We start from the raw sequence: 26,964 nt of genomic DNA on the forward strand, positions 1-26,964 counted from the left end.
CGTCAGGCCACGCTCACGGCACGCTGCCGTCAGGCGCGTGGAGAACCCGTGTGGACGGAACGCAGTCGGTTGCATCCCGCGAGGCCGTCCTCGCGCAGTATTACCTCATCCGAGCTTCGATGCAGTCTGTGCTCCGCCAAGCCGTGAGCTGCTGCCGCAAACCTGATTTCGATCGGGCGGCCAAGCGCCTCGATCTATGGGACCAAAAGCAGCGCGACGATGGCACAGTGTTCGACATGCTGTGCGACATCGCCCTTATGGAGCGGAATCAGCGCGGTAGGCGCGTCTACGACCGGTTCCTCCAGAACGGGGCTGTCCATCTGGATGCCGGAGACCTGGAGATCGCTCGACGGATGGCTGCGGCTTCGTTCTCGATCTTCCAGGTTACGGGCTGGCACGACGCTGCAGGGGTTTGGTTAGACGACTTACTCGTCGCGGGGCGGCGGCTCTGGTTGGTCGATGAAGGTCTCGAAGCGTCGGCTCCTGAGGGGCCCGCCATAGCCATGCGCGTGTTCGACGCCGGCCCGTTCCACGCCGGCTTCGGGATCGTGGTCATGCCCGACCCTGAACTCATTGAGTTCTGCGCTGCTGCTGCATCAAGAGGGCAGCCTCTTCCGGTCCGCCGTTCTCTGGCAGCGGCGTTCTACGATGAGGCAATCGCGCGTGCTGCTCTAAATGACCCCGCGATATTGCCGGCGTCTGACTCACTCTTCCACGGCAGCGAAGCAGCGATCGTTCTGTATCCAGCGCCGGCTTGGCTGTGACTTATCTCGGTGAGGGGTCAACCCCTGCTCTGGATGAATGCGGTGGTGCCTCTCCTCTGGCTGCAGGACCAACGTCGTAGATGCCTTGGGCGGTCGACCGCGCAAGTTCTCGGCGGAGCTCAGCGAGGTCCACGATGATGCCATTCGACGCTAAGTCCGCCTGCACGCGCTCCACCAAGGCGTCGCCTCGCAGGCCCTGCACCGATGCGCCCAGTAACTCTTGGGCATATGCGCCTGCACCCTGCCCATCGATACCAAGCTTTTGTGCCGCATAGGCTGCCAGCGATCTAACCCCTTGGCAGTGCATCATAAATCGCGCTTCTTCCGCACGAACAAAAAGCATTTCTGCTGCGCGTTCCCGTTCTTCAAACAGCTTGGACACGGGGCGTCTCCAGATTATCGAGTGGCTGATTGAGGCTATCGCAGAACCGATCTTCTCCTGATCCTACTCCGAAGCCTCGTGCGTACAACGGGTTTATTCAGCAGGAGCACTCGCTCGCACCGAGTCCTGCTGGCCTGAGCTTGGCTGCATCGAAGCACGTCGTCTTCCTATCGAACGCCGCTACGAAGGTCCGATCACGCAAAACCGCTGCCCTGAACCGATCCGTCTTCGTCCGATGGATTGCTCTTCGGCGCCTCTGTGCCGTTGTCTTACGCACACCCGGCTTCCAGTCGCTGAGCATCGTCGCCATCGCGACGGCGAAGCGCCGAGGCGAACGTCTGTCGCTCCGTTGGTGCGACGTAGACCTGGTTCAGTGCGTTGCACACCGCGCTCTGACCAAGGACGGCGACACGCGTCACGTTCCGCTGACGCCGCGTGCCGTGAGCGCCTAACTGACACTCCGAGCCGAACGTTCCCTTCCGACGGAACGCCTCTTCCCGATGCGCGCGGGTGGCCCTGACCAGACCTGGATGCGCCTGCGCGAGCGCGCGGGCAGCAACGACCATCGCCTCCACGAACTCCGACACGCGGCCGTCACGGGCCTGTTCGAGGGCGGACTCGGCATGGCTGACGTCGGGGCGACCAGCGGGCACAGGGAGCTTCGCATGCTGTCGCGCGACACGCGCCTTCGAGCGGCTGACCGCGCCGAACGCTGACGCTGGCGGCGAACCGTCATCCTCGCGAAGGACGCGATGTCCTCGGGAAATCCCTCTGGGTCGAGAGGGATTCCTTTTGTGCTCACGACACGTTCCCCCCGGTCCTGCGCAGCGCCAGGCTGTCGAACGGCAAAGATCAAATCGCCAGGACGGCCCAGCCCTGGGGGCCGAGGCTCACCCGAGCATCCGGCGTTCCGGGCGCTGCCAGCGACGCCTCCCCGGCCTCGACGATGCGCGCATTCGGCGCCGGCAGGAGCAGGCCGGCCTCGGCGAGGTTCAGGGCGAGGAGGAGGTGCTGGGTTCCGTCACCCACCGCGAGCACGAGCTGTTCGTTGGTCAGGTGGAGCGTCCGCGTGCGGGCGCGGTGCAGCCAGGGATGCCGGCGCCGCAGGGCGATCAGGGTCTGGTGCAGACGGTAGATCGGCCAGCCATAGGGGGCGAGCCCGGCGGGCGTGTCCGGGAAAGCCGGCCGGATCGCATCGTCCCCGCCGACACGCTCCTCCTTCACGCCGCGGAAGGCCTGCTCGTCGCCCGCATAGATCGAGGGTGTGCCGCCGCAGACCAGCAGGATCGCGAGGGCCTGGGGGAGGTGGCGCTCGTCGGCGAGGCGGCTCGCGATCCGCGTGACGTCGTGGTTGCCCACGAAGGTCAGCGGCACGAAGGCGTCGAGGAAGCCGTTGTGGCGGTCGAGCGCATGGGCCAGTTCGAACAGGTTGCGGTCGTTGAGGGCGCTCCAGATGGCTTTCCAGAGCTCGTACTGGGTCACCGCATCCAGGCCGGTGTCGCGCACGATGGCGGCGTAATCCCCGTGGATGACCTCGCCGACGAGGTAGGCGTCCGGATGGACCGACCGCACACGCGCCAGGACGTCGGACCAGAAGCGCCGGGGCACGGCGTAGGCCGCATCGAGGCGCCAGCCATCCACCCCCAGGGCGAGCCAATGCGTCATGACGGAGATGACGTAGTCGGCCACGGCGGGTGCGTCGTGGTTCAACGTCACGAGCTGCCGGTGTCCCTCGAAGCAGGCGTAGTCCGGCTCCGTGCCCGGATCGGTGCCCCGGGGCCAGGACAGCCGGAACCACGCGGCCCTGGGCGCCTGCGGCCCTTGCGCCAGAACCTCGGCGAAGGCGGGATGGTCGCGGCCGACATGGTTGAAGACGCCGTCGAGGAGCACGCGCAGGCCCCGCGCATGGGCGGCCTCGATCAAGGCGACGAGATCCGCCTCGTCGCCGAGCCGCGGATCGACCCGGAAGGGGTCGATCGTGTCGTAGCCATGGGTCGAGGCGGCGAAGACCGGTCCGAGGGCCAGCCCCGTGGCGCCGAGCTCGACGGCATAGTCGAGCCAGGCCTGGACATGGCCCAGGCGATGCACGACGGGAGCGCCCTCGACGGTCTCGGATTCGGCTCCGACGAAGCCGAGCGGGAAGACCTGCCACCAGATCGTGTGTTCCAGCCAATCGGGCACGGCACCGCCTTGTTTCAGGAGTTGCAGGGAAACCCGCCGCTCGGGTCGGCGGTCCACATCCGAGCGGTGTTCGCCCTTCACAAGTTCGCGTTGAACCGATCGTCGCGTTCGAAAGAGCCGGTCCGATGTGACGCTTTCGAACGTTCGACGCCTTCGGGCGCCCTCAGGCCGCCTTCACCGCCATCAGGAACGTTCCGACCTCGTGACGGAGGCTCTCCGAATGATGGGAGAGTTCCTGCGCGGCGCCGAGCACCTGCGCCGCGGCACTGCCCGTCGAGTCGGCGCCCAGGCGCACATCGTTGATGCTACCGACGACCTGGCCGGTTCCGTTCGCCGCCTGCTGCACGTTTCGGGCAATCTCCTGGGTCGCGGCGCCCTGCTGCTCCATGGCAGCCGCGATGGCGTTCGAGGCTGCCGCCATCTGCCCGATCGTGCTGCCGATGGCCTGGATGGCCGCGACGGAGGCCTGGGTGACGCCCTGGATGGACGCAATCTGCCCCGCGATCTCCTCCGTCGCGCGCGTGGTTTGACCGGCAAGTTCCTTCACCTCGGACGCGACCACGGCAAAACCCCGTCCGGCCTCGCCTGCCCGAGCCGCCTCGATGGTGGCATTCAGGGCAAGGAGGTTCGTGTGCCCGGCGATCTTGTTGATCATCGCGACGACGGTCTCGATCCGCTCGGCGGCACTGGCGAGTTGCCGGACCAGTCCGTCCGTGCGGCGAGCCTCATCAGCTGCCTGCTGCGCGATGCGGGCCGACTGACCGGCCTGCTGCGTGATTTCCTGGATGGATGCGGACATTTCCTCCGTGGCCGCAGCGACGGTCTGCACATTCGCGGAGGTGTGTTCGGCGGCCCGCATCGCCGTGCCGGATTGCCGGGTCGTCTGCTCCGCGGTGCCTGCCATGCCCCGGGCCGTGGCCTCCATCTCGGTGGAAGCACCGGCCAGACCCTGCGTGAGAACGGAGACATTCGCCTCAAACGCCTTCGTCAGGGCGTCGAGATGGTCGGCGCGTCGCATCTTCGCATCCGCCTCCTCGGCTGCCGCGGCGTCAGCCTGCTCCTTGGCGATGAGTGCGTCCTTGAAGACCTGGACGGCCCGCGCCATGGCACCGAGCTCGTCGGACCGGTGGGAACCCGGAACAGCCACGCCATGGTCTCCGGCGGCCAGGCGCTGCATCGCGCCGGTCATGGCCGCCACCGGCCCGGACACGCCGCGGCCGACACGCCATGCGAGGAGCCCGCCGATCACCAGGGCCACGCCACCGATCCCGATGACAAGCTGGCTCAGCTGGCTGGCATCCGCGGTCATCACCGCCATGATCTGCTGCTGTTCCCGGACCGCCCGCTCACGGGTCTCCTTGCCCAGGCCGATCAACGCGTCGCCCGTCTGCTTCAGGTTCTGATACGCCACCTCGACCTCGCCGGCGCCCTGCAGGACACCGTCGAGGGCCGCCTTGAAGGCTGCGACCTTCCCGTTCGCGACTTTGAGCGAGGCTTGGAGCAGGCCGGCTTCGTCGAGCCGGGACAGGGCCAGGAGTTCCCGGGTGTAGCGGCCGAACTCGACCGTGGCCGTGCTGGCATCCGCCGGATTGTTGCTGGAGCGGAAAAGATAGACCGCGCTCATGCCGGCCTGAAGGGCCCGGTCGGCGCGGAAGGTCGCGGCGGCAAGACCCGGTTCCTGCGCGGCGAGCTGCGCCATCGCGTAACCGGCGTTGGAGAGCGCTGCACCGAGCTTGACCAGATCCCCGAGGGCGGCTTTCCGCTTCTGCATCGCGCCGACGAGTGCGTCGGTGCCGGTGACGTAGTCGAGGGCCCGACTTCTGATCGCCGCATCCTGGCTGCCCGAGGGTTGGCCGCCGCTGTCAGCCTTCAGGGCGCTGAGACCGGTCTTCAGGTCGCTCAGCATGTCGCCCTGTTCCGTGCGCATGTAGTTGAGCACCAGGCGCCGCACCCCGTTGAGGAGCAGTTCGAAAGCGCTGGCCTCCTCGGCGGCCTGCATGCGGGAGCGGGTGCTCTCGATCTCCGCGTTGAGCACGCTGACGCTGCGGAAGGTCGTCAGGGCGGAGATGGTGAGGAGCAGCAGCACCACGGCGAAGCCGGCCAGGATGCGCTGAGAGACCGAGAGGCGGTCGAGGCGGAGCGTGAACATGAGCGGGAGCCTCGAAAGCGTCAGCGGATGGACTTGATCTGGCGGATCGTCTCGGCGCCGAACTTGGCGCTGAATCCGGCGGTCACGGATTGCAGGCTCTGCTCGAAGGCGGCGCGATCGACCGAGGCGACCACGTTCATCCCGGCCTTGCGCAGTTCGTCCACGCCCTCCCGTTCGGCGCGCCCGGCCGCCTCGCGGGACACCTGGCCGGCGGCCCGGGCCGCCTCGGTGAAGGCCTTCTGTTCGGCAGGGTCCAGGGAATCCCAGGCCGTCTTCGACATGACCATGACGGCCCAGGAGTAAACGTGGCCGCTCAGGGTCAGGTGCTTCTGAACCTTGTTGAAATGGGAGGCCGAGATCACCGCGATCGGGTTCTCCTGCCCGTCGAACTGCCCGGATTGCAGAGCGCCGTAGAGGGCCGGGAAGGCCAGCGGCTCCGCCTTTACGCCGAGGCTTCGAAAGCCCGTGAGCATGATGTCCGACTGCGGCACCCGCATCGAGAGGCCTTTCAGGTCCTCGGGATTGGTGACCGGGTGCTTGGAGTTGGTGATGTGGCGCATGCCGTTCTCACCCCAGGCGAGCGCGATCATACCCTTTTGCTGGAACCTCTTCAGGTAATCCTGCCCGACCGCACCGTCGAAGACGGCGTGCGCATGGCCCGCATCGCGAAACAGGAACGGGATGTCGAAGATCCCGAATTCCGGGATGATGCTGGAGAAGGGCGCACTCGTGATGAAGGCCATATCGAGGTGCCCGAGGCGGAGCTCCTCCGCCATCTCGACTTCGCCACCGACCGCGCCGTTCGGATACAGCTCGACGCGATACGCGTTGCCGGTGCGCTTGGCGACTTCCTTGGAGAAGCGCTCGGCACCTGCTCCGAGCTGCGAACTCTGGGCGAAGAGGAAGCCGAGCCTGAGGACGCGCTCCTCCGCCTGCGCCTGCGTGATGGTCAAAATCGAGCAGAGCCCGACGATCGTCGCTGCAACTCTGAGACGTCCAAGCACCGGCGTATCCTATGCGATAGTCGCCCATCGCTTAAACGCCTGCGCTTAAAAGAACATTGACAGCGTAGGTTAGCGAGCCAGCCCACCCTACACTCGAAATCATTTCAAAATGTCATCAGCAAGCTCTATGCCATGCTCATTCGAAGTGCGATTGCTCTGATCGACACGCGGCTTACATGCGGCAGGCAGCGGAACTTTCGCCCGGGGAAGTGCCCGCCATGAATCCGACCATCAACACGGATGTCATCGACCCAGACGATCGGGGCGCGCGGATGCCTGTTCTTGGAAAAAGGCGATCCTCAAATGCGTTCGGACCGTTCATCGATGGATAACTTGGCAGAAGCCAAAGGCGGACAGTTTTGCCACCTGGAAGCCTGCCCGAGTGACCCTCTCGATGGCTGCGCTTTGCGGTGATTCACTGGGCCCAAGGCCAAGATGCTTCGGGCGTGGAATGTCGATCAGGGCCGGCTTCTGCCGCCGTCGCCGCATTGAGTTCGTGCCGCCTGGGCCGAGGGGGCATTTCGAGCGCGACACGGGGCGAGAAGCCCTCGACCTCTCGACCATCCGCGACACCCATACCGAGGAGCGCGGCGACCCGCCCGACCATCCCGGTACGATGGTGGCGCTCCTGCTCGACGGCGATCGCCGAGGCCCGTACGCTTTCAGGACCGCGACGGCGGGATCGCCGTCGATGCGGTCCGCGCTCATCTCGGTCGAAAGCCGCGTGAGGTCTCGGGCGATGCCGGCTTTGCCAACGGGTCGAACCTGTCCGCGCCATGGCCGCACGCTTGAAGCGCGCTGGCCGCCGGAGCCGCGACCGCCCGAGAAGGCAGGTCGTCGAGCCGGTTTTCGGACCAATCCAGCAAGCCAGAAGCGTCCGGCAGTTCCTGCTGCGCGGGTTCGCCCAGGTTTGGGGCGAATGGGCCATGATTTCCAGCGCCCGCAACCTCCTTACATTGGCGAAGGCGACCTGCTCAGCCTGGCCGACAGGCATCCCGGATCCCGACCTCAATCCTGAAGCGCCAACCCCCTACGCGGACGGGCTCCTCGGCGGCCGTGCTGCCCTCCTTGGCTTTCGGTTCGGCACCCGCCTCGCAACCGCTCGCTGCGGTGCGCTTCTCGGCCCTGCAGGCTGCGATCCCTCACCGAACAAGCCACGTTCCGACATACGATAAGGCGGCCGAGTAGATCGGACGACCTTCCTCATCCGTCACCATCACCGTGAAGGCTTGACGTTCTCCATCTGCCGGCACCGCACCGGCTGCGATGAGAGGCAGTAACTTCTTCGCCTCCTGGGCTGCTTCGTCAGGACCAGCAAGCTCCGTCCCGTCTTCATCGCGCGTCATCACACGATCATGCGTGTCAAAGAAGTAGCGGGGCACTGCGACCTCCGGATGTATCCGGTAGGAGCACATAGGTCTCGTCGGGGCCTACGCCAGGGACGGGTGCAAGATTTTCCATCCCCCTGGAAGAACCGGAGAAAACCTCCGGAACAGGCATCGTCCAATCAAGGGACGCGCTTCGATGTGCCTGCACGAATTTACGTGAGTGCTAATTTTGGTCGAAGGTGAAGATAGTGCTCGTCAAACTCCGAAAAATCTCTCAGTGCTTTCGAATTCAGGATCGTGACGTGCTTATTCTTGAACTCGACGAGTTTTTCGACCCTCAGTCGCTGCAGCATGCGATTGACATGGACGGTCGAAAGACCGGTTGCGTCACCAATATCGGCTTGGGTCAAAGGAAGGCCATACCGATCGCCCTCCGTGAGACCAACGGCTTCGAGGCGCGCGAGGAATTCACAAAACAAATGTGCGACCTGTTTTTCCGCTGAGCGACGCTTCGCCAGCACAAGCCACTCTCGCAGGATGCTCTCGTCAATGAGACTGATCCAGCGAAAGCCATAATCCAGGGTCGGGCTGCGAGCGGTAAGGTCGCTCAATTCTTTGAGCGGGATCTTCATGATTTCACAGTCGCTCAGGGTGCGAGCCGAATAATCCATAGACCCCAAAAAATGCGCGTTGAAATCGCAAATGTCTCCCGGAATCAGGAAGCTCAAGATCAACCGACTGCCATCCGGCAGGGCTTTGTAGCGGCACGCAAACCCACTGTGGATCAGATGAACATGATCCGGCGCATCGCCCTGTCGGATGATGGCGCTGCGCGCGCGGACCGGGACGAGGTGGGCTTTCAGCCCCTCGAGGCAGGCCCTGTCGGCCCCGGAGAGGTCAAAGCGGCGTTCGAGCTTCTGGATCAGAGGGTTGGACATGCGACTGGAAGCGAGGGTCCCGGTAGGGTCGGAGTCATAAATACATTTTGTTGCGAAACAGCAAGACAACGATCAACGGCGCCTTACTATTACAAATTGTCATGATCGCATGCTTTTGATAAATTGATATATATTTCAAAATAATCATAAGTGAAAATTTGTTTCTAATGCTAGATCTCGTCTTTCACCATAATGTAGAACATTATTCCGGTTATACGCGAGGATATCGAAAACATGATCATGTTATTATAATGCATATTATGCAAGCGCGACTGCAGAAGATCGAAAATCTAGATTGGAGGGTCGTTCTTCTCACGCGGTAATAGATCGATTTACGTAGACTTTTATTTGGATTACTCGGTTGGCATGGTTAGTTCTGATTTATCTGGTAGGACGCGCAGGCCTTTCTGGTAAAAATTTGCTATTGGCGAACGAGTACCTGTTGCAAACTTATCGGGGCGATTGAGACCCGAATGAATATTTTCGGGCCATCCCTAGAATTATAAATCTATTAACCAGCTGGGTTATTAACATCGATCATATCAGGGTCGATGGTTCAGGCGATGATGTGGATCGGATCAATCAGTGCGCGCGGTGTGGGCCCGGAGCGTGATCGACGGGCCGGAGCAACCTGCGCATTTCGCGGTTTAAGCCTCTCGTCGACAAGCTTGGCGGCTGTGTTGTGCGCCACCGCCGCGCAGGCGCAGGCGCAGTCGACGTCTCTGGTCGATGTGTGTGCGGGACTTGGCGTACGATTACCCCATCTGACGTCTCCCACGCCGATTGCGTCGGGGGGGCTGCTCGGCGCGGTGAGCACGACGCTGACGGGCTTGGTCGACAACATCAATCAGGGGGTCATTGCGCCCCTGTCGGATGTGACCTTGCGCGTCGGCGTCTTCGACGCCAACGGCAACCTCGTCAGCGTCAACAGTCCCGCCGGCTGCAATCTCAGCGCCTCCAGCCTGACCCTCGACGCCAGCAAGGGCCTGGCGATCGGTGGCGGCCGCATCACCGGTCTCGGCAGCCTGACCGGGACCGTGGCGAGCGCGGGCGACGTCACCTCCATCGCCCTGGGGAGCGGCTCCGTCACGGCCGCAGGCAAGGCCAACGCGATCGCGCTGGGATCGAGCGCCACCGTCACGGCCAATCAAGCCCTTGCGATCGGGTTGCGTGGGAGCGTCAGCGCCGACGATGGCATCGCTCTCGGCACCGACGCGCACAGCGCAGCGGTCGCCGCCCTCGCTCTGGGTGCGCGGACGACCGTCGGCGCGGCAGGCGCGGTCGCCCTCGGCAGCGGATCCGTCGCCAACCGACCCGGACTCGGCGGAGCCGTCGAGAGCTTCAGCGGGACCACGGTCGCCTCCACCAGCGGTGCCGTCTCGGTCGGCGATGCCGGCGCGGAGCGGCAGATCATCAACGTCGCCGGCGGGACGAAGCCCACCGACGCCGTCAATCTGCGGCAGCTCTCCAGTGTCGGCGGCAATCTCGCCAGCGGCCTCGGAGGGGGCGCCAAGTTCGACGCCACCACCGGGCTCTTCACGGCGCCGAGCTTCACCGTCCAGGGCAGTTCCTTCACCAACGTCGGCGAGGCCCTCGGCGCTCTCGACCTTCGCGTTACCGGCAACACCGCGGCGATCACGAGCACGGCTGCCGGTCTGCAGACCCTGCAGAACCAGGTCACGAGCCTGCCCAACCATGTCCAGCAGGATGCCGTCGCGCGCACGCTGACGATCGGCAAGGGGACCGACGGAACGCTGCTGAGCCTCTCGGGGCTGAGTGGAGACCGGCGTGTGACGGGTGTGAGTGCCGGGATCAATGGCAACGATGCCGTCACTCTCACGCAGCTGCGCACGTCCGGCCAGGCCCTCGCGTCGTCCCTGGGCGGCGGCGCCGGCTTCGATGCCGTCACGGGTGGCTATCAGGCTCCGAGCTACAGCATCGGCGGGACCGCGTACGCGTCAATCGGCGGTGCTCTCGGGGCGCTCGACACCCTTTCGGTCCAGTACGTCCCGGGAAGCGGCGGTGCGGCGACCGCCTCGATCGATCTCAGCAAGGGCGGCATGCTCGGCGCCGTCGGGATCCATGGCTTGGCGCCCGGTCTCGTCGCCGGTGGTTCGACGGACGCCGTCAACGGGGCGCAACTCTACGCCACGAACCAGCAACTGGCATCGAACAGCGCTGGCCTCGCCAGCCTGCAGACCGTCGTCGGCAGCAGTTCCCTCGGGCTCCTCAGCCAGGATCCGACCAGCCGCACCCTGACCCTGGGCGCCGCGACGGATGGTACGCGCGTGAGCATCGCCGGAACCCTCGGCGCGCGCCAGCTCAGCGGTGTCGCGTCGGGATCCGTGAGTGCGGGCTCGACCGATGCGGTGAACGGCGCGCAGCTCAACGCCACGAACCAGGCCCTTGCGGGCAACACCGCGGCCATCACCAGCGTGCAGGGCCAGCTCACGAGTACGACCACCACCCTCAATGCCTCGCTGGGGACCCTGCAGGGGCAGCTGGGCACGACGGCGACGTCCCTTGCGAGCACGACCGGCGACCTCACCAGCCTGCGCGCCGGCGTCCAGAGCGGAACGATCGGTCTCGTGCAGCAGAACGCGATCACCCGCGACCTCTCGGTCGGCAGTGGCACCGATGGGGGCCGGATCAGCGTGGCCGGGACCGCGGGGCCCCGTCAGGTCTCGGGCATGGCGGCCGGCACGGTCGCGACCAACTCGACGGACGCCATCAACGGTGGGCAACTCCACGCCACGAACCAGGCGGTTGCGGGCAACGCCGTCGGCCTCGCCAGTCTCCAGGGCCAGGTGAGTGCCCACACGAGCGAGATCGCCAACACCACCGCGAGCCTGAGCACGCTACAGGGCCAAACCACGACGAACGCGAACGGCCTTGCCGGCACCGCGAACAGTCTCGCCAACCTGCAGATCGGGCTGGCCAACGGCAGCGTCGGCCTCGTCCAGCAAAATGGTGCCGCAGGAACCGTGACGGTTGCCGGCGATACCGGTGGGAGCCTCGTCAGCGTCGGGGGGCGGGGGGCCGATCGCCGTGTGACCGGCGTGGCCGCTGCAACGGGCGCCAATGACGCCGTCAATCTGGCTCAGCTCAATACCCTCGTGGCCGGCCTCGGTGGGGGTGGAGCGCCGGCGCTCGCGAGCGACAATCTCTCGGGTGGCGCCCTGCCGCTGGTGACGGGCCGTGACGCGGTCGGTGTCGGCTACGGCGCACAGGCCACGGGCGCGCGCAGTATCGCCCTCGGCGCCGGCTCGATCGCCGATGGCGCCGATACCCTGTCTGTCGGCGCGGCCGGAGCGACCCGCCGCATCGTCAACGTCAGCGATGGGGCGTTGACGGCCGCCTCGAGCGACGCCGTCACCGGACGGCAGCTCCATGCCACGAACGAAGCCCTGGCGGCGACCACCGGACGGCTCACGGGCGTGCAGGGAGGCCTGACGGGCGTCGGTCAAGCTCTGGGTGGGGGCGCGGCCTTCGATCCGGTCACCGGAACCTTCAAGGGTCCGACCTTCACGGTGGCCGGGCTCGGCTATGGCACCGTCTCGGGCGCCATCGGCGCCCTCGATGCCCGAACGGAGGGAAACAGCACCGGGATCGCGGCCCTCCAGCGCGCCGGCTCGGCCAATGCCATCACGGTCACGAACCTCCAGGGGCAGGTGACCGCGAACACGACCCATCTGACGGGCGTGTCGGCGGGGCTCTCCAGCCTGCAGACCGGCCTCGCCGACGGCACCCTCGGACTCGTTCAGCAGGATCCGGCGAGCCGTGATCTCAGCGTCGGTGCGACCACGAACGGGACCCAGATCAGCCTGTCGGGGCGTGCGGGCGATCGGCGCGTCACCGGTGTGGCCGCCGGCCTGAGCGCCAACGATGCCGTCAATGTCGGCCAGCTCAGCGCGGCCCTGACGAACGTGAGCACGGGAAGTTCCCCAGGCGTCGCCATCAACGGCCAGTCCGTTCTGCCGATCGCCGCGGCGACCGGGGGCGATGCGGTTGCCCTGGGCTACGGTGCCGCGGCGGGCGCGGCGCGCTCGGTGGCGCTCGGCAGCGGCTCGGTCGCGACGCAGGCGGATACGGTCTCGGTCGGTGCTCCCGGAGCCGAGCGCCGCATCGTGAACCTGGCCGGCGGCACGCTCGCCTCGGGGTCGACCGACGCGGTCAATGGCGGCCAGCTCTACAGCACGAACCAGCAGGTGAGTGCGCTCTCGACGTCGCTGACCGCCCTGCGCGGCAGCCTGGACGATGGCGCGATCGGTCTCGTGCAACAGCACGGGGCCAGCGGCGGCATCACGGTGGCCGCAGGGACGGGCGGCAACGTCGTCGATCTCACGGGTTCGCAGGGCACCCGGACGCTGAGGGGGCTCGCCGCGGGAACCGCCGGCAACGATGCCGTCACGCTCGCCCAGCTGGATGCGGCGGTGACGGGGGTCGGCACCCGCATCGGCGATCTGCCGCTGGCCACGAGCAATCCCTCCGGCCTCGCGGCGCCGTCCGTGACGGCCCGTGATGCCCTGGCGCTCGGCCAGGGGGCGACGGTCACGGCAGCGCGCGCCGTTGCGCTGGGCAACGGCGCGCTTGCGGATCAGGCGGACACGCTCTCGATCGGACGCGTCGGCGCCGAGCGGCGCATCGTCAATGTCGCCGGGGGCGGCCTCGGCAGCGGTTCCACCGATGCGATCAACGGCGGGCAGCTCTTTGCCACGAACACCCAGCTTGCCGGCATGCTGGGGGGCGGGGCCCGCTTCGATGCCGTCGGTGGCTGGACCCGACCGAGCTACAGCATTCGCGGCAGCACCTACACCGATGTCGGCAGCGCCCTCAGCGCCGTCGATACGGCTTTGGCCCGCAACGCCACGGACATCGGGGCGGTGGCGCAGCAGATGGCCTCTCTCCAATCCAGCACCTCCGGCGGTTCGGTGAGCCTGTCGCCGACGGGCTCGGGAGGAGCCGTCACCGTCGCGGCACAGGCCGGTGGAACCGTCGTCAGCGTGTCCGGCACGGAGGGGCCGCGGCAGGTCAGCGGCGTCGCCGACGGCAAGGCCGCGGGTGATGCGGTCAACCTTGGCCAGCTCAACACGACGGCGCAGGCCGTCGAAGCCAAGCTTCAGGACTTCCCGGTCCGGTCGAACAACACCCGTGGCGCGGTCAAGCCGGTCGCCTCCGGCGCCGATGCCTATGCCAGCGGTTACGGGGCCATGGCCGTGGGGGTCGCGAGCGTTGCCGTGGGCTCCATGACCACCTCACGGGGCGAAGGCACGACCAGCATCGGCCATGACAGCGCGGCGGCAGGGGACCGGACGACGGCCGTCGGTGCGAGCAGCCTCGCCAGCGGCGCCGACAGCGCAGCCTTCGGACAAGGCAGCCAGGCGATGGCTGCCGCGACCACCGCCATCGGCACGGCGGCTCAGGCGACCTGGGATGGATCGACGGCCATCGGCTACGGGGCACGGGCGATCGCGGACCCGACCACGGCCGTCGGCTACAACGCGCTGGCCAGCGGGAACGAAGCCTCGGCCTTCGGTGCCTTCGCCAGCGCGACGGCGGAGAACAGCACGGCCCTTGGCCGCTCGGCAAATGCCGCTGGCGCGGGCGCCACGGCCGTCGGGATGAATGCGAGCGCGCAAGGCTCCGACGCGATCGCCCTGGGACGGGGGGCCGTGGCGAAGCAGGACAATGCCATCGCGATCGGTGCGGGTGTCGCCACGGCTCGGGCCAATCAGATCGCCATCGGCTCGCAGCGCAGCAGCTACACCTTGGCCGGAGTCGGCTCTTCGCAGAGCAGGGCGGTCCAGACGGGCGCCACCGCGTTCGTGACCGCCGATGCCGCCGGCAACCTGGCGACCTCCGACTATGGACCTGGCCATATCGCAGGCTTGGCGAACCAGGTTGAGACCCTGGGGGCGCAGATCAACGGCATCGGCCAGTACGCCACGGCAACGCGGCGCGAAGCGCGCCAAGGCATCGCTGCCGCCATGGCGATGACCTCGGCCTCCATGCCGTCGCAGCCCGGCAAGACAAGCTGGACGCTCAACGGCGCCACGTTCCGGGGCGAGTGGGCCGGAGGAGTCGGGCTGGCGCATCGGCTGGATACCACGATCCCGATCGCGCTGACGGCCGGCTACAGCTACAGCCAGGCCAATCAGCAGGGCGTCCGCGCGGGGTTGGCCGGAGAGTTCTAAAGCGATTGCCAGCGCGGGCTAGAAGAAATGCAGACCCTGCCAAACGAAAGATCAAATCGACGCCGGCGTTTGCTGTGTGGTTCAATCAATGCTTCGTCTCAGCATCCGATGCGCGAGACCGCAGCGCTACACTCCACCAACACAGGCGGACGGGCGGCGTTTCGCGTGCAAGGTCATGCATGACGAACGCGATACGATGCCGGTGTTGTTTGTTTCAAATTTCTCTGTCGGGGAGGCTGGATGATCGACTGACGTTTCTGCGACAGGATGCGCGGCCGCGACTGTCCCTCGGCGCAGATCGAGAGGGATGGAGCGATCCGATCGGATGAACGCGCCGCAGGCTGTCCCCCAGGTCGGCGGCCTACCTCGGCAAGGGCTCATGCCTAGTTCCGCATGCCCTGGAGGCGAAAACGGGCTCCTTCAGCCCCGGATCGCCGTGGGCGTCGTACACCGCTGCGGCGTGGCACGGCGTTTCACTCGGCGTGCGAGACCCTGTTCATCGGATCAGCCAGGTGCCCGTGTAGGTCATGGCGGCCGAGTAGATCGGATGCCCGTCCTCGTCCGTCACGAGCACCGAGAAGGCCTGGTGTTCGCCATCCTTGGGGACCTCGTGTGCGACGATCCCCGGCAGGACCGATTTGGCATACTGAGCCGCCTCCTCAGGGCCGCGAAGGTCCATACCCTCGTCGTCGCGCGTCGTCTTGCCGTCGTGAATATCGAAGAAGTAGCGAGGCACGGCGTTCTCCACGCGCAGCAGGCGGGAGCACACGGGGTCTCACAGGCGCGGAAGGCCGGGACAACGTGGCCGCGATACGGTGCAGCATAGGCCACGCGCCCGACCAAAGATTTAACAAATGGGTGTGACGTCTTGTCCCTGAGGATGCCGCTGACGCCCTACAACGCCGGGTGCGGGGGGGGCCTTCGGGTGCAGGTGAAGGTAGTTCGGATTGAAGCCCGCATAGCCCTGGATGGCGGCAACGTTCGGTAGGGTCACCCGCCGCTCCTTGATGATGACCAGCCCCAGGCCCCGCAACTCCTGCAGCACACGGTTGATGTGCACGTTCGAGAGCCCCATGGCATCACCGAGGTCGAGCTGGGTGAGAGGGAACGGGTAGCTGTTGTCCGTGGCGAGCCCGACCGTCTGCAGACGGATCAGGAGCTCACAGAACAGATGCGCGACTTGCCGGTCGGCCGAACGCCGACCCATGCAAACCAGCCACTCCCGGAGGATCGCCTCGTCGACCAGGCCAGCCCACTGCAGGGCGCGGTTCAAGGCCGGGTGACGTGCGGTGAGATCGTTCACGACCGAGCGAGGGATCCGCACCACGTCGCAGGAACTGATCGTTCCGATGCAGTGGTCCATCGCGCCGAGGATCGAGACGTTCAGGTCGCAGAAGTCTCCGGGGATCAGAAAGGCGACGATCGACCGTCCGCCGCCGGGAAGAACCTTGTAGCGGCAGGCAAACCCACTCTGGATGAGGTGGACGTGATCCGGCACGTCCCCCTCCGAGATGAGGGTGGTGCGGGCGTGAACCCCACGAAGGTGTGCGCTCGCGCTCCTGAGGGCCTGCTCGTCAGACTCGGAGAGTGCAAAGCGGCGTCCGAGCTTCTGGATGAACGGATTGAGCATGTGCCCTCCTGGGCCATGCCCCGCGCTCAGTATGTCGACCTAAGCAGCCTCGACCGGAAAGGTTGCGCCGTAGCTTAGAACACAATCCCCGACATCATTGCAATGTGATCGTCGCACAGCATGCCGGTCGATTTCGGGAATGCTAGGTCCTGACGTTCCGTCTGCAGCCAGCGAGCGTTTGCAAGCCGTCCGAGTCAGGCATTGGTCTTATTTATTGACGTGTCTCGGATGCGGTCGTTTTCCCGGCATCCTCGCGAGGCGTGGTTCGAGCAACGTCGAGACGCCTCGTTTCTGTCGGGAAAATAGAACCGCAGTCTCATGGTGGATGAGACGGACCGGGATCGCGATCCCACATGCGCGTCGGATACCGTCCGAACCACGCGCGGGGTCTTGGCCACCGGGCATCGCGATCACGACACGGCGAACCAAGGGCCTGGAAACCTCGCGGACTTCCGCCAGCCCTGCCACCTGAACCACGATCGGCCCGAACACCGGCGCTGGTCTACCTTGTTCGAAAGCAGGCCTTTAGACAATCTTTTTCACGGTCCGTACCACAAGAGCCGAAACCAGATGTCCCTCATCCGTGTTTCATCCGGCGCATCACGTGTCTCCTGGCACGTCGAGAATGACAAGGGCTCCCTACATTTCTTTCAGACAAATAGAAATGATCCGGTGACTTGGTTCGTGCTGTAAAGGCGCGCGTCGGTCTCAATGAAGATCCGTATCGCCGCCCTCGCCGCCGCCCTTGTCATTGGCGTTGCCTCGATTTCGTCCGCGATCGCTTACGACAGCCCCTCTCGTTACACCACGTTCGCGCCCTACGACGTTGAGACCACCGGATCTCTGGACGGCCGCCGCTTCGCGCCGCCGCGCAATCCCGATCGTTGTGCGATGAGCTCGGCCGCCGAGGGCAACGCCAACCAGCAGAACTTCCCCACCCAGCAATACGGCCAGACCTCGGGCGGGAACCGCTGCTGATCGCGGGAAGGGGGGACACCGGCATGCTGCTGAGAGGCTTCTCCTACGCCATGATCGCCGTCTTCGCGGGTGGGCTCGTCTTCACCATCGTCGGCTCGGCCAACGCCTTCCTGGGCCTGTAACGGCTCGAACCCACCGATCTGCCTTCGGTGATCCGCGCCGACTCTTGACCGGAGCGGGTCCTCTTTAACGATTGGCCTGTCGGCTCGAGCGGCCCCTTGCAGGATCTCGGACGGTCAGTGGCGGGGCGAAAGCCGCGCCGCTTACGTGTCAGGTGTATGTCGCGAACGATACATCACCGAGTTGAGCAAGTGCTCGTCGGCTGCATCTTGAGGCACTATCCACGGCAGATCATCTCTGCGCCTCAAAATTGATCTATGTTTCAGTGTCAGCCGCTGTTCACCCACTTTGCTGATCTGCAAAAATTGCAGTTCCTTCCGTCCAAAAACTGTGAAACGCTCACGCGAACAGTGGGGTGATTTGGCTCGACGTTGATCGATTGGCGAGGCATGGGAGATCAGCATGAACAACGCAGATCGGGCCTGGGACTTGGATCGCCAAATTGAAAAAAGTGAAGGAGAAATTTCCCAGCTTATCCGCGATATCTTGGATGCGATCGAGGTTTCCTGCGATGTGGTGCAGGAAGAGAAGGAATTCTTCGAGCTGACCGCGAAGCTGTTCGAGCTTCGCATCCGGCGCGCGTGTCTTCCTGGCGTGCCGGCGCCGATCCCCCTCGTGAAAGGTGTCTGGCGGCCTGCGGTCACCGGCTCCATTGCGGCAGCCCCGCCCATGCCATGACGATGATGGCCTGGTCGATAAAGGCCTTGTCCATAAAGGTCTGCCCCGTCCGTTGCCGACCGTCGGAATGTGCCATCCGCACAGCGAAGGCCTCCGCGGCGTGTCGGTCCCTCCGCCGGAATCCACCGCCGCATCGCCTGCGGCCCGAAGCAGGTCGGCCGCATCGCTGAACAGGCCCGTCACCGCACCGGCCTTCCGAGCGCGCAGGCCCTACGAGATTCCCGGATCGGCCCCTCCGATGGGGATGCGGTGGATCCGCCTCGCGAACGCCGCGGCCCCACGCTTCGACGTTCTCAGCCGATAGCCCCGCTCGGCCAAACACCAGGCGCACCCTGGTTGGCACCAAGGCGCGCAAGGCCGACACCTCGGGCCAGCCGCTCGCCCGCATGATTTCTCGGCCCGCTGCAGGACAGGCCACGCCATCCATATGGGCAGCCTGTCCGCTGGCCCCTCGACCGCAGCGCCGGACCCTTCACGGGGGAGACGTCTACGCCGCTCGGGCCGCGACCTTCGCAAACGTTCCCGTCGCAATCTGGTCTTCGAGCTGAGCCTTGAAGTCCGCGATACCAAGGACCTGGACCGGGTTTCCGCTCTCATCGAGGAACTCGTAGAGCGCGTCCTCGATGTTGCGGTTGCTGAAAAACACGATGGCGTCCTGATCGCCGCCGCCTTCCATGTGCGGTTCGCCGTTCGCTGCGCCGGAGACGAAGCTGCCGGTGGGGCGAACTTCTTTCGGCTCGCCAGTCTCACCGTAGAACCGAAGCTCGCCCTGCATCACGAGGGTGACGTAGGGGCACTTGTGCCGATGGAGCATCACCCGCTGGTTCGCCGCGAACTTGAACACGACGTCGACGATGCGGTTCTCCTCGTCGACTTTGTAGACGAAAAACGCGATGTGCGGGAGCCAATCCAACGTCCGCCACGTGATGTTGCGCTCATCGAAGGTGGAGTTCGGCATTCGGTTTCCTTCCGCTTGTTCTTATTGGTTCGGGACCGGCACGCATGGCGTCGGCGCTCCGGCCCCGTCGATGGCTGCTCAACCGTGCGGCTTGAACACGACCTTGGTGCAGTTGTCCTTCTTGTCCCGGAACATCTCGTACAGGGCCGGGCCGTCCTCCAGGTTGCTGGAGCGATGGCTGATGATGAAGGACGGATCGATGTCACCGTTCTGGATGCGCTCCATCAGCGGTTTCATGTAGCGCACCATGTGGGTCTGGCCTGTCTTGAGGGTCAGCCCCTTGTTCATCAGGACGCCCAGGGCGACGGGACCGACCGGACCGGCGAAGACGCCCGGCATCGAGACGTTGCCGCCGGGACGGCAGGCCAGGATCGCCTGGTTCAGCGCGAAGGGGCGCTCCAGGCTGACGGTGTGCTCCATGATGGCGGAGGAGACCTTCTGCAGCGTCGTGTCGGCGCCGTGGGACTCCATGCCGACCGCCTCGATGACCGAGTCGGGACCCAGGCCGTGGGTCATCTCCATGAGCGTGTCCTGGATGTTTTCGGTGGCGAGATCGATGGTCTCGGCACCGGCCTGCCGCGCGAGAGCTAGGCGCTCGGGGACGCTGTCGATGGCAATGACGCGCTTGGCGCCCAGCATCAGGCAGCACTTGACCGCGAGCACGCCGACCGGGCCGCAGCCCCAGATCGCCACCGTGTCTTCCGGACCGATGTCGCAGTGCTCGGCGGCCTGGTAGGCCGTCGGGAAGATGTCGCTGAGGAACAGCACCTGCTCGTCGGTGAGCCCCTCCGGCACCACGATGGGGCCGACATCGGCGTAGGGCACCCGCAGGTACTCGGCCTGCCCACCGGCGAAGCCCCCCGTGATGTGCGAGAACCCGAACAGGCCTGCGAGCGGATAGCCGTAGGTTTCCGCCTGCAGCTTGCCGTTCGGGTTGGTGCGCTCGCAGCAGCTCCAGTTGCCCCATTTGCACTGCCGGCACTCGCCGCAGCAGATGGTGAAGGGCACCACGATGCGGTCGCCGACCTTGAGCTTCTGGTTGTCGCGTCCGACCTCGATGACCTCGCCCATGGTCTCGTGGCCGAGGACGTCGCCACACTCCATCGTGGGCATGAAGCCGCCCATGAGGTGGAGGTCGGAGCCGCAGATCGCGCAGGCGGTCACCTTGATGATGACGTCGCGGCCATGCTCGATCTTGGGATCGGGGACGGTCTCGCAGGAGATTTTACCCCTGCTCTGCCATGTAAGGGCTTTCATCGGGGGTTTCTCCGCAGATTTTGAAAAGGGTCTCACTCAGCCAACCTCCGAATCTCCCGAATGATCCGGCCGGATCTCGTTTGCTTCATTGCCCGGCCGGATGTGCCCGCTTCAGGCCCGTGGGGGCGTTTCGGCCAGGATCCGGGCCTCGGGGACGCTCAAGGGGCGTGACCCCGTGCCTCTGCCGGACCTGACGCGACGCCTCTTCCAGCTGCGCGAGCGTTCGCGCGGCCGCCTCGGTCCCTTGCGGGCCGCCATCGGGTCCAGGCGCGATGTCCCGACGGGAGGCTCGGTGTTCTCCCTTGACACCCGAGGGCGCGGTATGCCTTGTCGAAGGCCGTGACCTTGCCTCACAGCCACGCGATTTTCACGGCCCTCCAGTTCGGCGACTGGGGGGCCGTCGTGGTTTCAGGGTCTATCTTGCGGCGGTGATCTGCCCTGATGCCGGCGAACGCCTCGTCCCGAAGGGCAAGCGCAGCCAGGCATGCCGGGTCGCGTGCCCGGCGGGGTTCAGTCACCGGTAGCCCCGTCCCGATCGAGAACCAGCTGGAAGGCAGAGCATCATGACGAGCGACGACAGCGGCGCCCGGGATCGTCGCGAAACGAAGGTTGCGAAGCACCTGGAAAAGGCGCGCGCCGGGGGCGAGGCCCGCGCTGACTACGACGCGACCCAGCAGGCCACCGAGGACAAAACGGTACGCCTCAAGGCGTTGCGGCTGGCCAAGGAGAAAGCCGAGAGGGAAGGCTGATTTGGTCCTCCGGGTCCGGAGGAGCCGCAGAACCGACGGGCGAGATGGCCCTTCGGAGGGCGCGACATCGATCGGGAGACGGCGCGTCGTCGGCCAGTCCCGTGCGCGTCATGCCGAAGATCGAAAAAGGTCTTTCGTTGCCAGGCAGGGGGCCGGGACCTGCTCAGGGTGGATTCCGGCCGTTCCCTCGACGTCACACGGGCAAACGCGCATCTGACCTGCGTTTCCTGTTGCGCCGCAACATACGTTGTTGTGGCTCGTTGATGGGGCGCTACCCTCGCATCGACGGGTGAGGGACGGCATCGACGGTTCGCTCGCCGAGCGACGCCTACGATGCTGCGCCGACCCCGAAAGGTCCTCCCGATGCGCGTGATCGCCCTCCTCGCTTCCTTCGTTGCCCTCGCACCGCTTCCGGCGCTCGCTTCTTCATGCGGGGAGCAGATCGGCACGATCGAGCGTCGGCTCGACAGTGCCGGAGCCATCCAGATCACGGGCCTCCAGGAAGGTCACACCCTTCGCACGGGTTCGCCGCGCGGCATCAGTGCCGTTCGTCTCGATGCACCGACCGATCCCGAGACCCTCTCGACAGCCTCTCACATCGCTGAAGCCCGCATCCTGATCGCGCGCGCATCCGGCGAGGATCGCCAGGGCCAGCAACGCGCCTGCGAGAACACCATGAGCGAGGCCAAGGGCATGATCGGCGCCCTGCCGTAGTCGACCCGGAACCACCTCACGCGGCCTGGCCGGCGAAAGCATTCTCATGACCGGATATCTCGGCACGGCCCCAACGATGACCCGTGAGCGGGCCATCGACTGGCCGCAGGCGCTGCAGCGGCGGTTCAGCAACGAGGCCGGCAGCCGGGCCTATGACCTGTTCGTGCCATCGAGCTATGGCGAAGCGGCCCTTCCCCTCGTGGTGATGCTGCATGGCTGCTCGCAGACGTCGCGCGACTTCGCCATCGGAACACGGATGGACCATCTCGCCGAGGAACACGGCTTCCTCGTCGCCTATCCGGATCAGCCCAGATCCGCCAACATGGCCAAGAGCTGGAACTGGTTCAGGGACGGCGACCAGCAGCGCGACCGGGGTGAGCCCTCCATTCTGGCGGGACTGACCCATCAGATCATGAGCGAATTCAGCGTCGACCCCGGACGGGTCTACGTCGCGGGTCTCTCTTCGGGGGGTGCCGCGGCGGCCGTGATGGCTCTCGCCTATCCGGACCTTTACGCGGCGGTCGGTATTCATTCCGGTCTGGCAGGCGGATCAGCGGGGTCGATGGCGACCGCATTCTCGACGATGCGCCGGGGAGCCCTGCCTGCGCTGCACCGTCTTGCGCATGAAGTGCCGACCATCGTCTTCCATGGGGACAACGACAGGACCGTGTCGCCCGTCAACGGCGATCAGGCCATGGCGCAGGCTCGGCCGGACGTCCCGTTCAAGACCAGCACCATCACGGGGCGATCGGAGGGCGGCATGGCCTACACACGGACGATCCTGACGGCGCCCGACGGCCCCTGGACCTCGGAACAATGGGTTCTCCACGGAGGCGGTCACGCCTGGGCGGGTGGCAACCCTGCGGGCTCCTACACGGACCCGGCCGGCCCGGATGCCAGCCGTGAGATGCTCCGGTTCTTCCAATCCCACGCAATGTCGACGGTCTGAGCGGAGGCCGTGCGCGCTCCGCCGAGCCCGGCCTCGATCTCTCATGGGCCGCCCTCGGCCCAGCAAAGGCATATCATGGCTGAGAACCCATCGAATTTCGTTCGCGACTGGATCAGCGAGCACGTCCGGAGCGACCCCTTCTTCAACGGGCATGTCGAAGAACGCGTCGGGCTCGTCCTGAAGCGTCTGACGTCGGCCTCGGAAGCGGCCGACATCCCGCAGGACGATCCGGAGCTCGCGCCCGACCTGCTCCGGGATCTCATCCAGGCCGCGATCGAGAGAACCCGCGACCCCTCCGCCGGGCTTCAGTCGTTCTGATGGTTCACGTCGGATGACGCCGGCCGGTGCCGGTGGCCTTTCCGGCCCACGAGGGAGTCGGCGCCGAGCGTCCCGGCATGCGGATCTCGCCGGTTCGACGAGGGACGTCCGTACGGCGACGGAGCAGGCTATGTCCGCCGTGGAGGCGACCCGGACGACCGCCCGTGGCGATTTTCCGACGGCGACTGCGGGCCTCCGCGCTAGCGACCGTCGGGCCGCCAGCCGGTCAAGCCCGCCCAGGCCTCGTCGATGATGTGCTCGCGTCGCGCGGCACGGTCCCGAGCGGCATCGGCGACGCAGCGCAGCGCGGCCTCCATGGCTTCGGGGCCGCCGGCTGCCGAGGCGTCCTCGCCCTTCCGCCGGATCGCGGCCTGGAAGGCCTTCACCGCGGGTCCGGCCGTCGGGCCGCTCTCGACCGCTGCGACGAGATCCAGCAAGGCCTTCGCGATCGGCACGATGGCCTCCTGCCATGGGGGCGCAGGCGGCGCCGCCGGACTGTGCGGTGCGGCGGAGGACGGTACGGTCGTTCGTGGGCGGATCATGACGGCATACTCCCGAGGCCGAGGGGTGGGTCCGATACCCGAGTGCCAAACGGCACGACATTCCAGACGAGGCAGGCCTAAATCAAGGTCACCGAACAAGTCACGGCCCGCCGCCATTTGACGGAGACCGCGCAAACCCAAGTGGATTGTGCCATGAACATGCGTCTTGCTTCTGCCGTTGCTGCTGTCGTCCTGAGCGTCGGCGCGATGGCTTCGCCCGCCCTGGCCCAGAGTTACACCGCTCCCGCCGGCATCCCCACCGTGACGGCGCCCGGTGGACTCGAGGGCCGCAGCTACGACGCGATCACGACCGGATCGATCCGCACCGTGCGTGGCCACGACTCGGCCCAGGAGGGCAACGCCAACCAGCCGAGCTTCCCCGTCCAGCAGTACGGTCAGACCTCGGGCGGACCGGCTCGCTGAGCCTCCACCTCTGTGATGCGACCAGCGGCGAGGCGAAAGCCCCGCCGTTTTTGTTTCAAGGATCGGCCGATCGCGACCATCGCAGAATCGCGTCTCGGATATTTGATCCAAGGCCTTTCGTACCTTGATCCTAATGGCACAGCTTGAGCGCGTTCGGAAAGGCTATAGGTCATAGCGTGTGTACGAACGGGGCAAGCAGACCACATCCCTCTTGAATATCAGTCCTAGATCTATCATGCCTTTATCTGAGCTTATTACAACCAGATGGTAGCATGACGGACAGCGCAGACAACCAGAACTCCGATCTTGTCGACCTCGCCGGTGACATCGTCTCCGCCTATGTCGCGAACAATTCGCTTCCGACATCCGAGCTGGCGGGGCTGATTCGGAGTGTCCATGCGGCGCTCGCGCGGCTCACCACCGGGGTGGCCGAGCCCGTTCCGGAGGAGGCCCCCGAGAAGGCGACGCCCGCACAGATCCGCAAATCGGTGACGCCGGCCGGTATCGTCAGCTTCCTCGACGGCAAGACGTACAAGACGCTCAAGCGTCACCTGACCGGCCATGGCCTCGATCCGCACAGCTACCGTCAGCGCTACGGCCTGCCGGCGGACTACCCGATGGTCGCGCCGGACTATGCCGCCCAGCGTTCAGCCCTGGCAAAGTCGATCGGCCTCGGCCGGGTCGGCGATCGCAGCGAGGCGCCACAGCCAACGGCCAAGGGGCGTGGCAAGGCCGCGTAGCCCTGAATCGCCTGCAAGGCGGCCCGCCAGCGCGGTCGCCGGTCGCTTCACGACGGTCGGCGACAGCCGAGACGGGCCGGCGACGGCGGAATCAGACGCTCTGCGACGTTCTACGCTCAGGGAACGGCGCAGGGTTCGGCCGCCACGGCACCCGCCGCGCGGGACGGACGCGCATCCCCGATGTGGCGGTCCCACATCGACACGCGGGACGAGGATTGGCCGTGAGCCTTCGGGTAACCGAAGGCCGGCATCCTGACGGCGAGCCACGTTGCGTACCGGCTCGCCCGTGAGATGGACGATCCTCCCCGCCAGCCCGTGAACAGATCGGGCGGCGGGGCTGCGTCATGAACCACGATCCGGATGATCGGGGCTTCAAGGCCGGTGTTTTGTGGAGCGGCGGTGCAACCTTAACGGTTTGTTGCCGATGCGCGTTCAGGATGCCTCAACCTTTGGAGGATCCTGGCCCATGCGTGTGCTGCTGATTGAGGACGACGCCTCTGTCGCGCAGAGCATCGAGTTGATGCTCAAGTCCGAGAGCTTCAACACCTACACCACGGATTTGGGTGAGGAGGGGATCGATCTCGGCAAGCTCTACGACTACGACATCATCTTGCTGGATCTGACCCTGCCGGACATCTCGGGCTACGAGGTGCTGCGCACGCTGCGGGCCGCGAAGATCAAGACGCCGATCCTGATCCTCTCCGGCATGGCCGGCATCGAGGACAAGGTGAAGGGCCTCGGCTTCGGCGCCGACGACTACCTGACCAAGCCCTTCCACAAGGACGAGCTCGTCGCCCGCATCCAGGCGATCGTGCGCCGCTCGAAGGGCCACGCTCAGTCGGTGATCACCACCGGCGACCTTATCGTGAACCTCGACGAGAAGACGGTGGCGATCGCGGGCAGCTACGTGAAGCTCACGGGCAAGGAGTACCAGATCCTGGAGCTGCTGGCCCTGCGGAAGGGCACGACGCTGACCAAGGAGATGTTCCTCAACCATCTCTACGGCGGCATGGACGAGCCCGAGCTGAAGATCATCGACGTCTTCATCTGCAAGCTGCGCAAGAAGCTGGCGAACGCCTCGTCGGGCAAGAACTACATCGAGACCGTCTGGGGCCGTGGTTACGTGCTCCACGATGGTGTCTCGGAGATGCGCGCCTTGGCCGGTTGACGGACCCCGCTGCGCACCGGCCGGTCGATCCATGTCCAACCCGGCGCGCCGTTTCCTTCGGCCGACAGAACCCGTCCGGGGCGTTCTCCAGGACCACGAAGGGGCGTCAGGACCGCGAAGGGGCGTGCCGCACTTCATGGGGGAGATCGCAGACGGCGAACGGCGGGTCCGGCGCGCGACGGGGCGCCGACGAGACCGAGGCTCTTGCCCAGCCGAAGCTCTTGCACAGCCGGAACTCTCGCACACCCGGAACTCTCGCACACCCGGAACTCTTGCGCAGCCGCACCCGGGCTCGAAGCCCGCGATGGTCCGCCTGGCCGTGCGGAAGAGCGGAAAGCCGCCGACGCGCAGCTTGGTCGCCGCGACCCGGACCTGTTCGTTTTCGATCCCCGGCTGCAGGTGTGCGATCCCACAGGCGGTGGGGCACCGGCCAAGAGGCCGCCGCGCTTGGTGGCGACGGTGGCGGGCGGATGGGGGCTCATGCCATCCGGGCCGCTCCGGTCAGGGGCGAGCAGCGGCGGCTCGGCGCTCAGCTTCCGGACGACGCGCTGGGCCGCGCCGCGGTCACGGTGATCCGTCGGCAGGGAGTCGACACGTCCGGCACTTCGTCCACGTGCCAAGGCTCGCGATGCAGCCAAACGAAAGCGCCCCGAGGATCTCTCCTCGAGGCGCGTGACGACGAAAGCGGCCAGATGATCGGGGCTGGGGACGCTCAGGCCGAACCGAAAAGTCCCGTCGATCCTAGTAGGAGCCGAACTTGTAGTTCAGGCCGGCGCGGACGACGGCGAACTCGGTGTCGC

General features: G+C 65.9%; 22 protein-coding genes and 2 pseudogenes. 13 read left to right on the forward strand and 11 right to left on the reverse strand.

Going from position 1 to position 26,964, the window contains the following annotated elements; all coding sequences use genetic code 11:
* Positions 1-50 precede the first annotated feature (50 nt).
* Positions 51-764, forward strand: coding sequence for a hypothetical protein (locus tag ASF20_RS20760; RefSeq protein ID WP_056277546.1), 714 nt, complete (start codon positions 51-53; stop codon positions 762-764).
* 1 nt (position 765) lies between these two features.
* Here ASF20_RS20760 and ASF20_RS23655 read toward each other — a convergent pair whose 3' ends face one another.
* The 4 genes from ASF20_RS23655 to ASF20_RS20780 form a co-directional block, all read right to left on the reverse strand.
* The gene (locus ASF20_RS23655) at positions 766-1,146 is read right to left on the reverse strand and encodes a DUF1476 domain-containing protein (protein WP_244476513.1); all 381 of its coding nucleotides are present in this window, start codon (positions 1,144-1,146) and stop codon (positions 766-768) included.
* Between the two features lie 852 nt (positions 1,147-1,998).
* Positions 1,999-3,327 (reverse strand): alpha-amylase family protein, encoded by a 1,329-nt coding sequence (locus ASF20_RS20770; protein ID WP_056277621.1) that lies wholly within the window; start codon positions 3,325-3,327, stop codon positions 1,999-2,001.
* 163 nt (positions 3,328-3,490) lie between these two features.
* A complete protein-coding gene (locus ASF20_RS20775; protein ID WP_056277552.1) occupies positions 3,491-5,476 on the reverse strand; it encodes a HAMP domain-containing methyl-accepting chemotaxis protein in 1,986 nt (661 codons plus the stop codon).
* A gap of 20 nt (positions 5,477-5,496) precedes the next feature.
* Positions 5,497-6,480, reverse strand: coding sequence for a DctP family TRAP transporter solute-binding subunit (locus tag ASF20_RS20780; RefSeq protein ID WP_056277557.1), 984 nt, complete (start codon positions 6,478-6,480; stop codon positions 5,497-5,499).
* 435 nt (positions 6,481-6,915) lie between these two features.
* Here ASF20_RS20780 and ASF20_RS23660 point away from each other — a divergent pair.
* Positions 6,916-7,448: pseudogene (locus ASF20_RS23660) on the forward strand (transposase); the annotation flags it as partial.
* Between the two features lie 174 nt (positions 7,449-7,622).
* On the opposite strand, the gene ASF20_RS23665 reads toward ASF20_RS23660, so the two are convergent.
* Positions 7,623-7,862 carry a hypothetical protein gene (locus tag ASF20_RS23665; protein WP_082487324.1) on the reverse strand — a complete coding sequence of 80 codons (240 nt, stop codon included), beginning with the start codon at positions 7,860-7,862 and terminating at the stop codon, positions 7,623-7,625.
* A 158-nt stretch (positions 7,863-8,020) separates the two neighbouring features.
* A complete protein-coding gene (locus ASF20_RS20785; RefSeq protein ID WP_056277561.1) occupies positions 8,021-8,746 on the reverse strand; it encodes a Crp/Fnr family transcriptional regulator in 726 nt (241 codons plus the stop codon).
* Between the two features lie 809 nt (positions 8,747-9,555).
* Between ASF20_RS20785 and ASF20_RS20790 the strand changes: the two genes are divergently transcribed.
* Entirely contained in the window at positions 9,556-14,940 is a 5,385-nt protein-coding gene (locus ASF20_RS20790) for a hypothetical protein (RefSeq protein ID WP_056277564.1), read from the forward strand.
* 496 nt (positions 14,941-15,436) lie between these two features.
* On the opposite strand, the gene ASF20_RS20795 is transcribed toward ASF20_RS20790, so the two are convergent.
* Together ASF20_RS20795 and ASF20_RS20800 are read right to left on the reverse strand one after the other, a co-directional pair.
* Positions 15,437-15,676, reverse strand: coding sequence for a hypothetical protein (locus ASF20_RS20795; protein WP_056216349.1), 240 nt, complete (start codon positions 15,674-15,676; stop codon positions 15,437-15,439).
* 111 nt (positions 15,677-15,787) lie between these two features.
* On the reverse strand, positions 15,788-16,570 hold the full coding sequence (locus ASF20_RS20800; RefSeq protein ID WP_056277567.1) for a Crp/Fnr family transcriptional regulator: 783 nt from the start codon (positions 16,568-16,570) through the stop codon (positions 15,788-15,790).
* A 369-nt stretch (positions 16,571-16,939) separates the two neighbouring features.
* Here ASF20_RS20800 and ASF20_RS25145 point away from each other — a divergent pair.
* The 3 genes and pseudogenes from ASF20_RS25145 to ASF20_RS20810 all read left to right on the forward strand — a co-directional run.
* Positions 16,940-17,122: pseudogene (locus tag ASF20_RS25145) on the forward strand (hypothetical protein); the annotation flags it as partial.
* Positions 17,123-17,281: 159 nt separating this feature from the next.
* On the forward strand, positions 17,282-17,548 hold the full coding sequence (locus ASF20_RS20805; protein ID WP_056277569.1) for a hypothetical protein: 267 nt from the start codon (positions 17,282-17,284) through the stop codon (positions 17,546-17,548).
* Between the two features lie 522 nt (positions 17,549-18,070).
* On the forward strand, positions 18,071-18,346 hold the full coding sequence (locus ASF20_RS20810) for a hypothetical protein (protein WP_156389779.1): 276 nt from the start codon (positions 18,071-18,073) through the stop codon (positions 18,344-18,346).
* 487 nt (positions 18,347-18,833) lie between these two features.
* Here ASF20_RS20810 and ASF20_RS20815 read toward each other — a convergent pair whose 3' ends face one another.
* Together ASF20_RS20815 and ASF20_RS20820 are read right to left on the reverse strand one after the other, a co-directional pair.
* Positions 18,834-19,304, reverse strand: a complete 471-nt coding sequence (locus ASF20_RS20815; protein ID WP_056277575.1) for a hypothetical protein — start codon at positions 19,302-19,304, stop codon at positions 18,834-18,836.
* A gap of 78 nt (positions 19,305-19,382) precedes the next feature.
* Complete coding sequence (locus ASF20_RS20820) at positions 19,383-20,561, reverse strand: zinc-dependent alcohol dehydrogenase (protein WP_056216243.1); 1,179 nt, start codon at positions 20,559-20,561, stop codon at positions 19,383-19,385.
* A 563-nt stretch (positions 20,562-21,124) separates the two neighbouring features.
* Between ASF20_RS20820 and ASF20_RS20825 the strand changes: the two genes are divergently transcribed.
* The 4 genes from ASF20_RS20825 (at position 21,125) to ASF20_RS20840 (ending at position 23,291) form a co-directional block, all read left to right on the forward strand.
* The gene (locus ASF20_RS20825) at positions 21,125-21,310 is read left to right on the forward strand and encodes a hypothetical protein (protein ID WP_056216245.1); all 186 of its coding nucleotides are present in this window, start codon (positions 21,125-21,127) and stop codon (positions 21,308-21,310) included.
* Between the two features lie 363 nt (positions 21,311-21,673).
* Positions 21,674-22,024, forward strand: coding sequence for a hypothetical protein (locus ASF20_RS20830; RefSeq protein ID WP_056216247.1), 351 nt, complete (start codon positions 21,674-21,676; stop codon positions 22,022-22,024).
* Positions 22,025-22,070: 46 nt separating this feature from the next.
* Positions 22,071-22,973, forward strand: a complete 903-nt coding sequence (locus ASF20_RS20835) for a PHB depolymerase family esterase (protein WP_056277579.1) — start codon at positions 22,071-22,073, stop codon at positions 22,971-22,973.
* A 75-nt stretch (positions 22,974-23,048) separates the two neighbouring features.
* Positions 23,049-23,291, forward strand: a complete 243-nt coding sequence (locus ASF20_RS20840; protein WP_056216251.1) for a hypothetical protein — start codon at positions 23,049-23,051, stop codon at positions 23,289-23,291.
* A 200-nt stretch (positions 23,292-23,491) separates the two neighbouring features.
* Here ASF20_RS20840 and ASF20_RS20845 read toward each other — a convergent pair whose 3' ends face one another.
* Entirely contained in the window at positions 23,492-23,746 is a 255-nt protein-coding gene (locus tag ASF20_RS20845; protein ID WP_056277584.1) for a hypothetical protein, read from the reverse strand.
* Between the two features lie 240 nt (positions 23,747-23,986).
* On the opposite strand from ASF20_RS20845, the gene ASF20_RS20850 reads away from it, so the two are divergent.
* The 3 genes from ASF20_RS20850 (at position 23,987) to ASF20_RS20860 (ending at position 26,164) form a co-directional block, all read left to right on the forward strand.
* A complete protein-coding gene (locus ASF20_RS20850) occupies positions 23,987-24,256 on the forward strand; it encodes a hypothetical protein (RefSeq protein WP_056216254.1) in 270 nt (89 codons plus the stop codon).
* Between the two features lie 272 nt (positions 24,257-24,528).
* Positions 24,529-24,996, forward strand: a complete 468-nt coding sequence (locus tag ASF20_RS20855) for a MucR family transcriptional regulator (protein ID WP_056216256.1) — start codon at positions 24,529-24,531, stop codon at positions 24,994-24,996.
* Between the two features lie 466 nt (positions 24,997-25,462).
* A complete protein-coding gene (locus ASF20_RS20860; protein WP_056277588.1) occupies positions 25,463-26,164 on the forward strand; it encodes a response regulator transcription factor CtrA in 702 nt (233 codons plus the stop codon).
* The last annotated feature ends 800 nt before the right edge of the window (positions 26,165-26,964 follow it).

This window comes from Methylobacterium sp. Leaf88 (assembly GCF_001422795.1).
Classification (GTDB): Bacteria; Pseudomonadota; Alphaproteobacteria; order Rhizobiales; family Beijerinckiaceae; genus Methylobacterium.

Excerpts from the sequence above, each read along its gene's own strand:
- ASF20_RS20775 (WP_056277552.1), bottom strand. The coding sequence starts at position 5,476 with ATGTTCACGCTCCGCCTCGACCGCCTCTCGGTCTCTCAGCGCATCCTG.
- ASF20_RS20785 (WP_056277561.1), bottom strand. The coding sequence starts at position 8,746 with ATGTCCAACCCTCTGATCCAGAAGCTCGAACGCCGCTTTGACCTCTCC.
- ASF20_RS20800 (WP_056277567.1), bottom strand. The coding sequence starts at position 16,570 with ATGCTCAATCCGTTCATCCAGAAGCTCGGACGCCGCTTTGCACTCTCC.
- ASF20_RS20805 (WP_056277569.1), top strand. The coding sequence starts at position 17,282 with ATGAAGATCCGTATCGCCGCCCTCGCCGCCGCCCTTGTCATTGGCGTT.
- ASF20_RS20810 (WP_156389779.1), top strand. The coding sequence starts at position 18,071 with ATGAACAACGCAGATCGGGCCTGGGACTTGGATCGCCAAATTGAAAAA.
- ASF20_RS20815 (WP_056277575.1), bottom strand. The coding sequence starts at position 19,304 with ATGCCGAACTCCACCTTCGATGAGCGCAACATCACGTGGCGGACGTTG.
- ASF20_RS20820 (WP_056216243.1), bottom strand. The coding sequence starts at position 20,561 with ATGAAAGCCCTTACATGGCAGAGCAGGGGTAAAATCTCCTGCGAGACC.
- ASF20_RS20825 (WP_056216245.1), top strand. The coding sequence starts at position 21,125 with ATGACGAGCGACGACAGCGGCGCCCGGGATCGTCGCGAAACGAAGGTT.
- ASF20_RS20830 (WP_056216247.1), top strand. The coding sequence starts at position 21,674 with ATGCGCGTGATCGCCCTCCTCGCTTCCTTCGTTGCCCTCGCACCGCTT.
- ASF20_RS20835 (WP_056277579.1), top strand. The coding sequence starts at position 22,071 with ATGACCGGATATCTCGGCACGGCCCCAACGATGACCCGTGAGCGGGCC.
- ASF20_RS20840 (WP_056216251.1), top strand. The coding sequence starts at position 23,049 with ATGGCTGAGAACCCATCGAATTTCGTTCGCGACTGGATCAGCGAGCAC.
- ASF20_RS20850 (WP_056216254.1), top strand. The coding sequence starts at position 23,987 with ATGAACATGCGTCTTGCTTCTGCCGTTGCTGCTGTCGTCCTGAGCGTC.
- ASF20_RS20855 (WP_056216256.1), top strand. The coding sequence starts at position 24,529 with ATGACGGACAGCGCAGACAACCAGAACTCCGATCTTGTCGACCTCGCC.
- ASF20_RS20860 (WP_056277588.1), top strand. The coding sequence starts at position 25,463 with ATGCGTGTGCTGCTGATTGAGGACGACGCCTCTGTCGCGCAGAGCATC.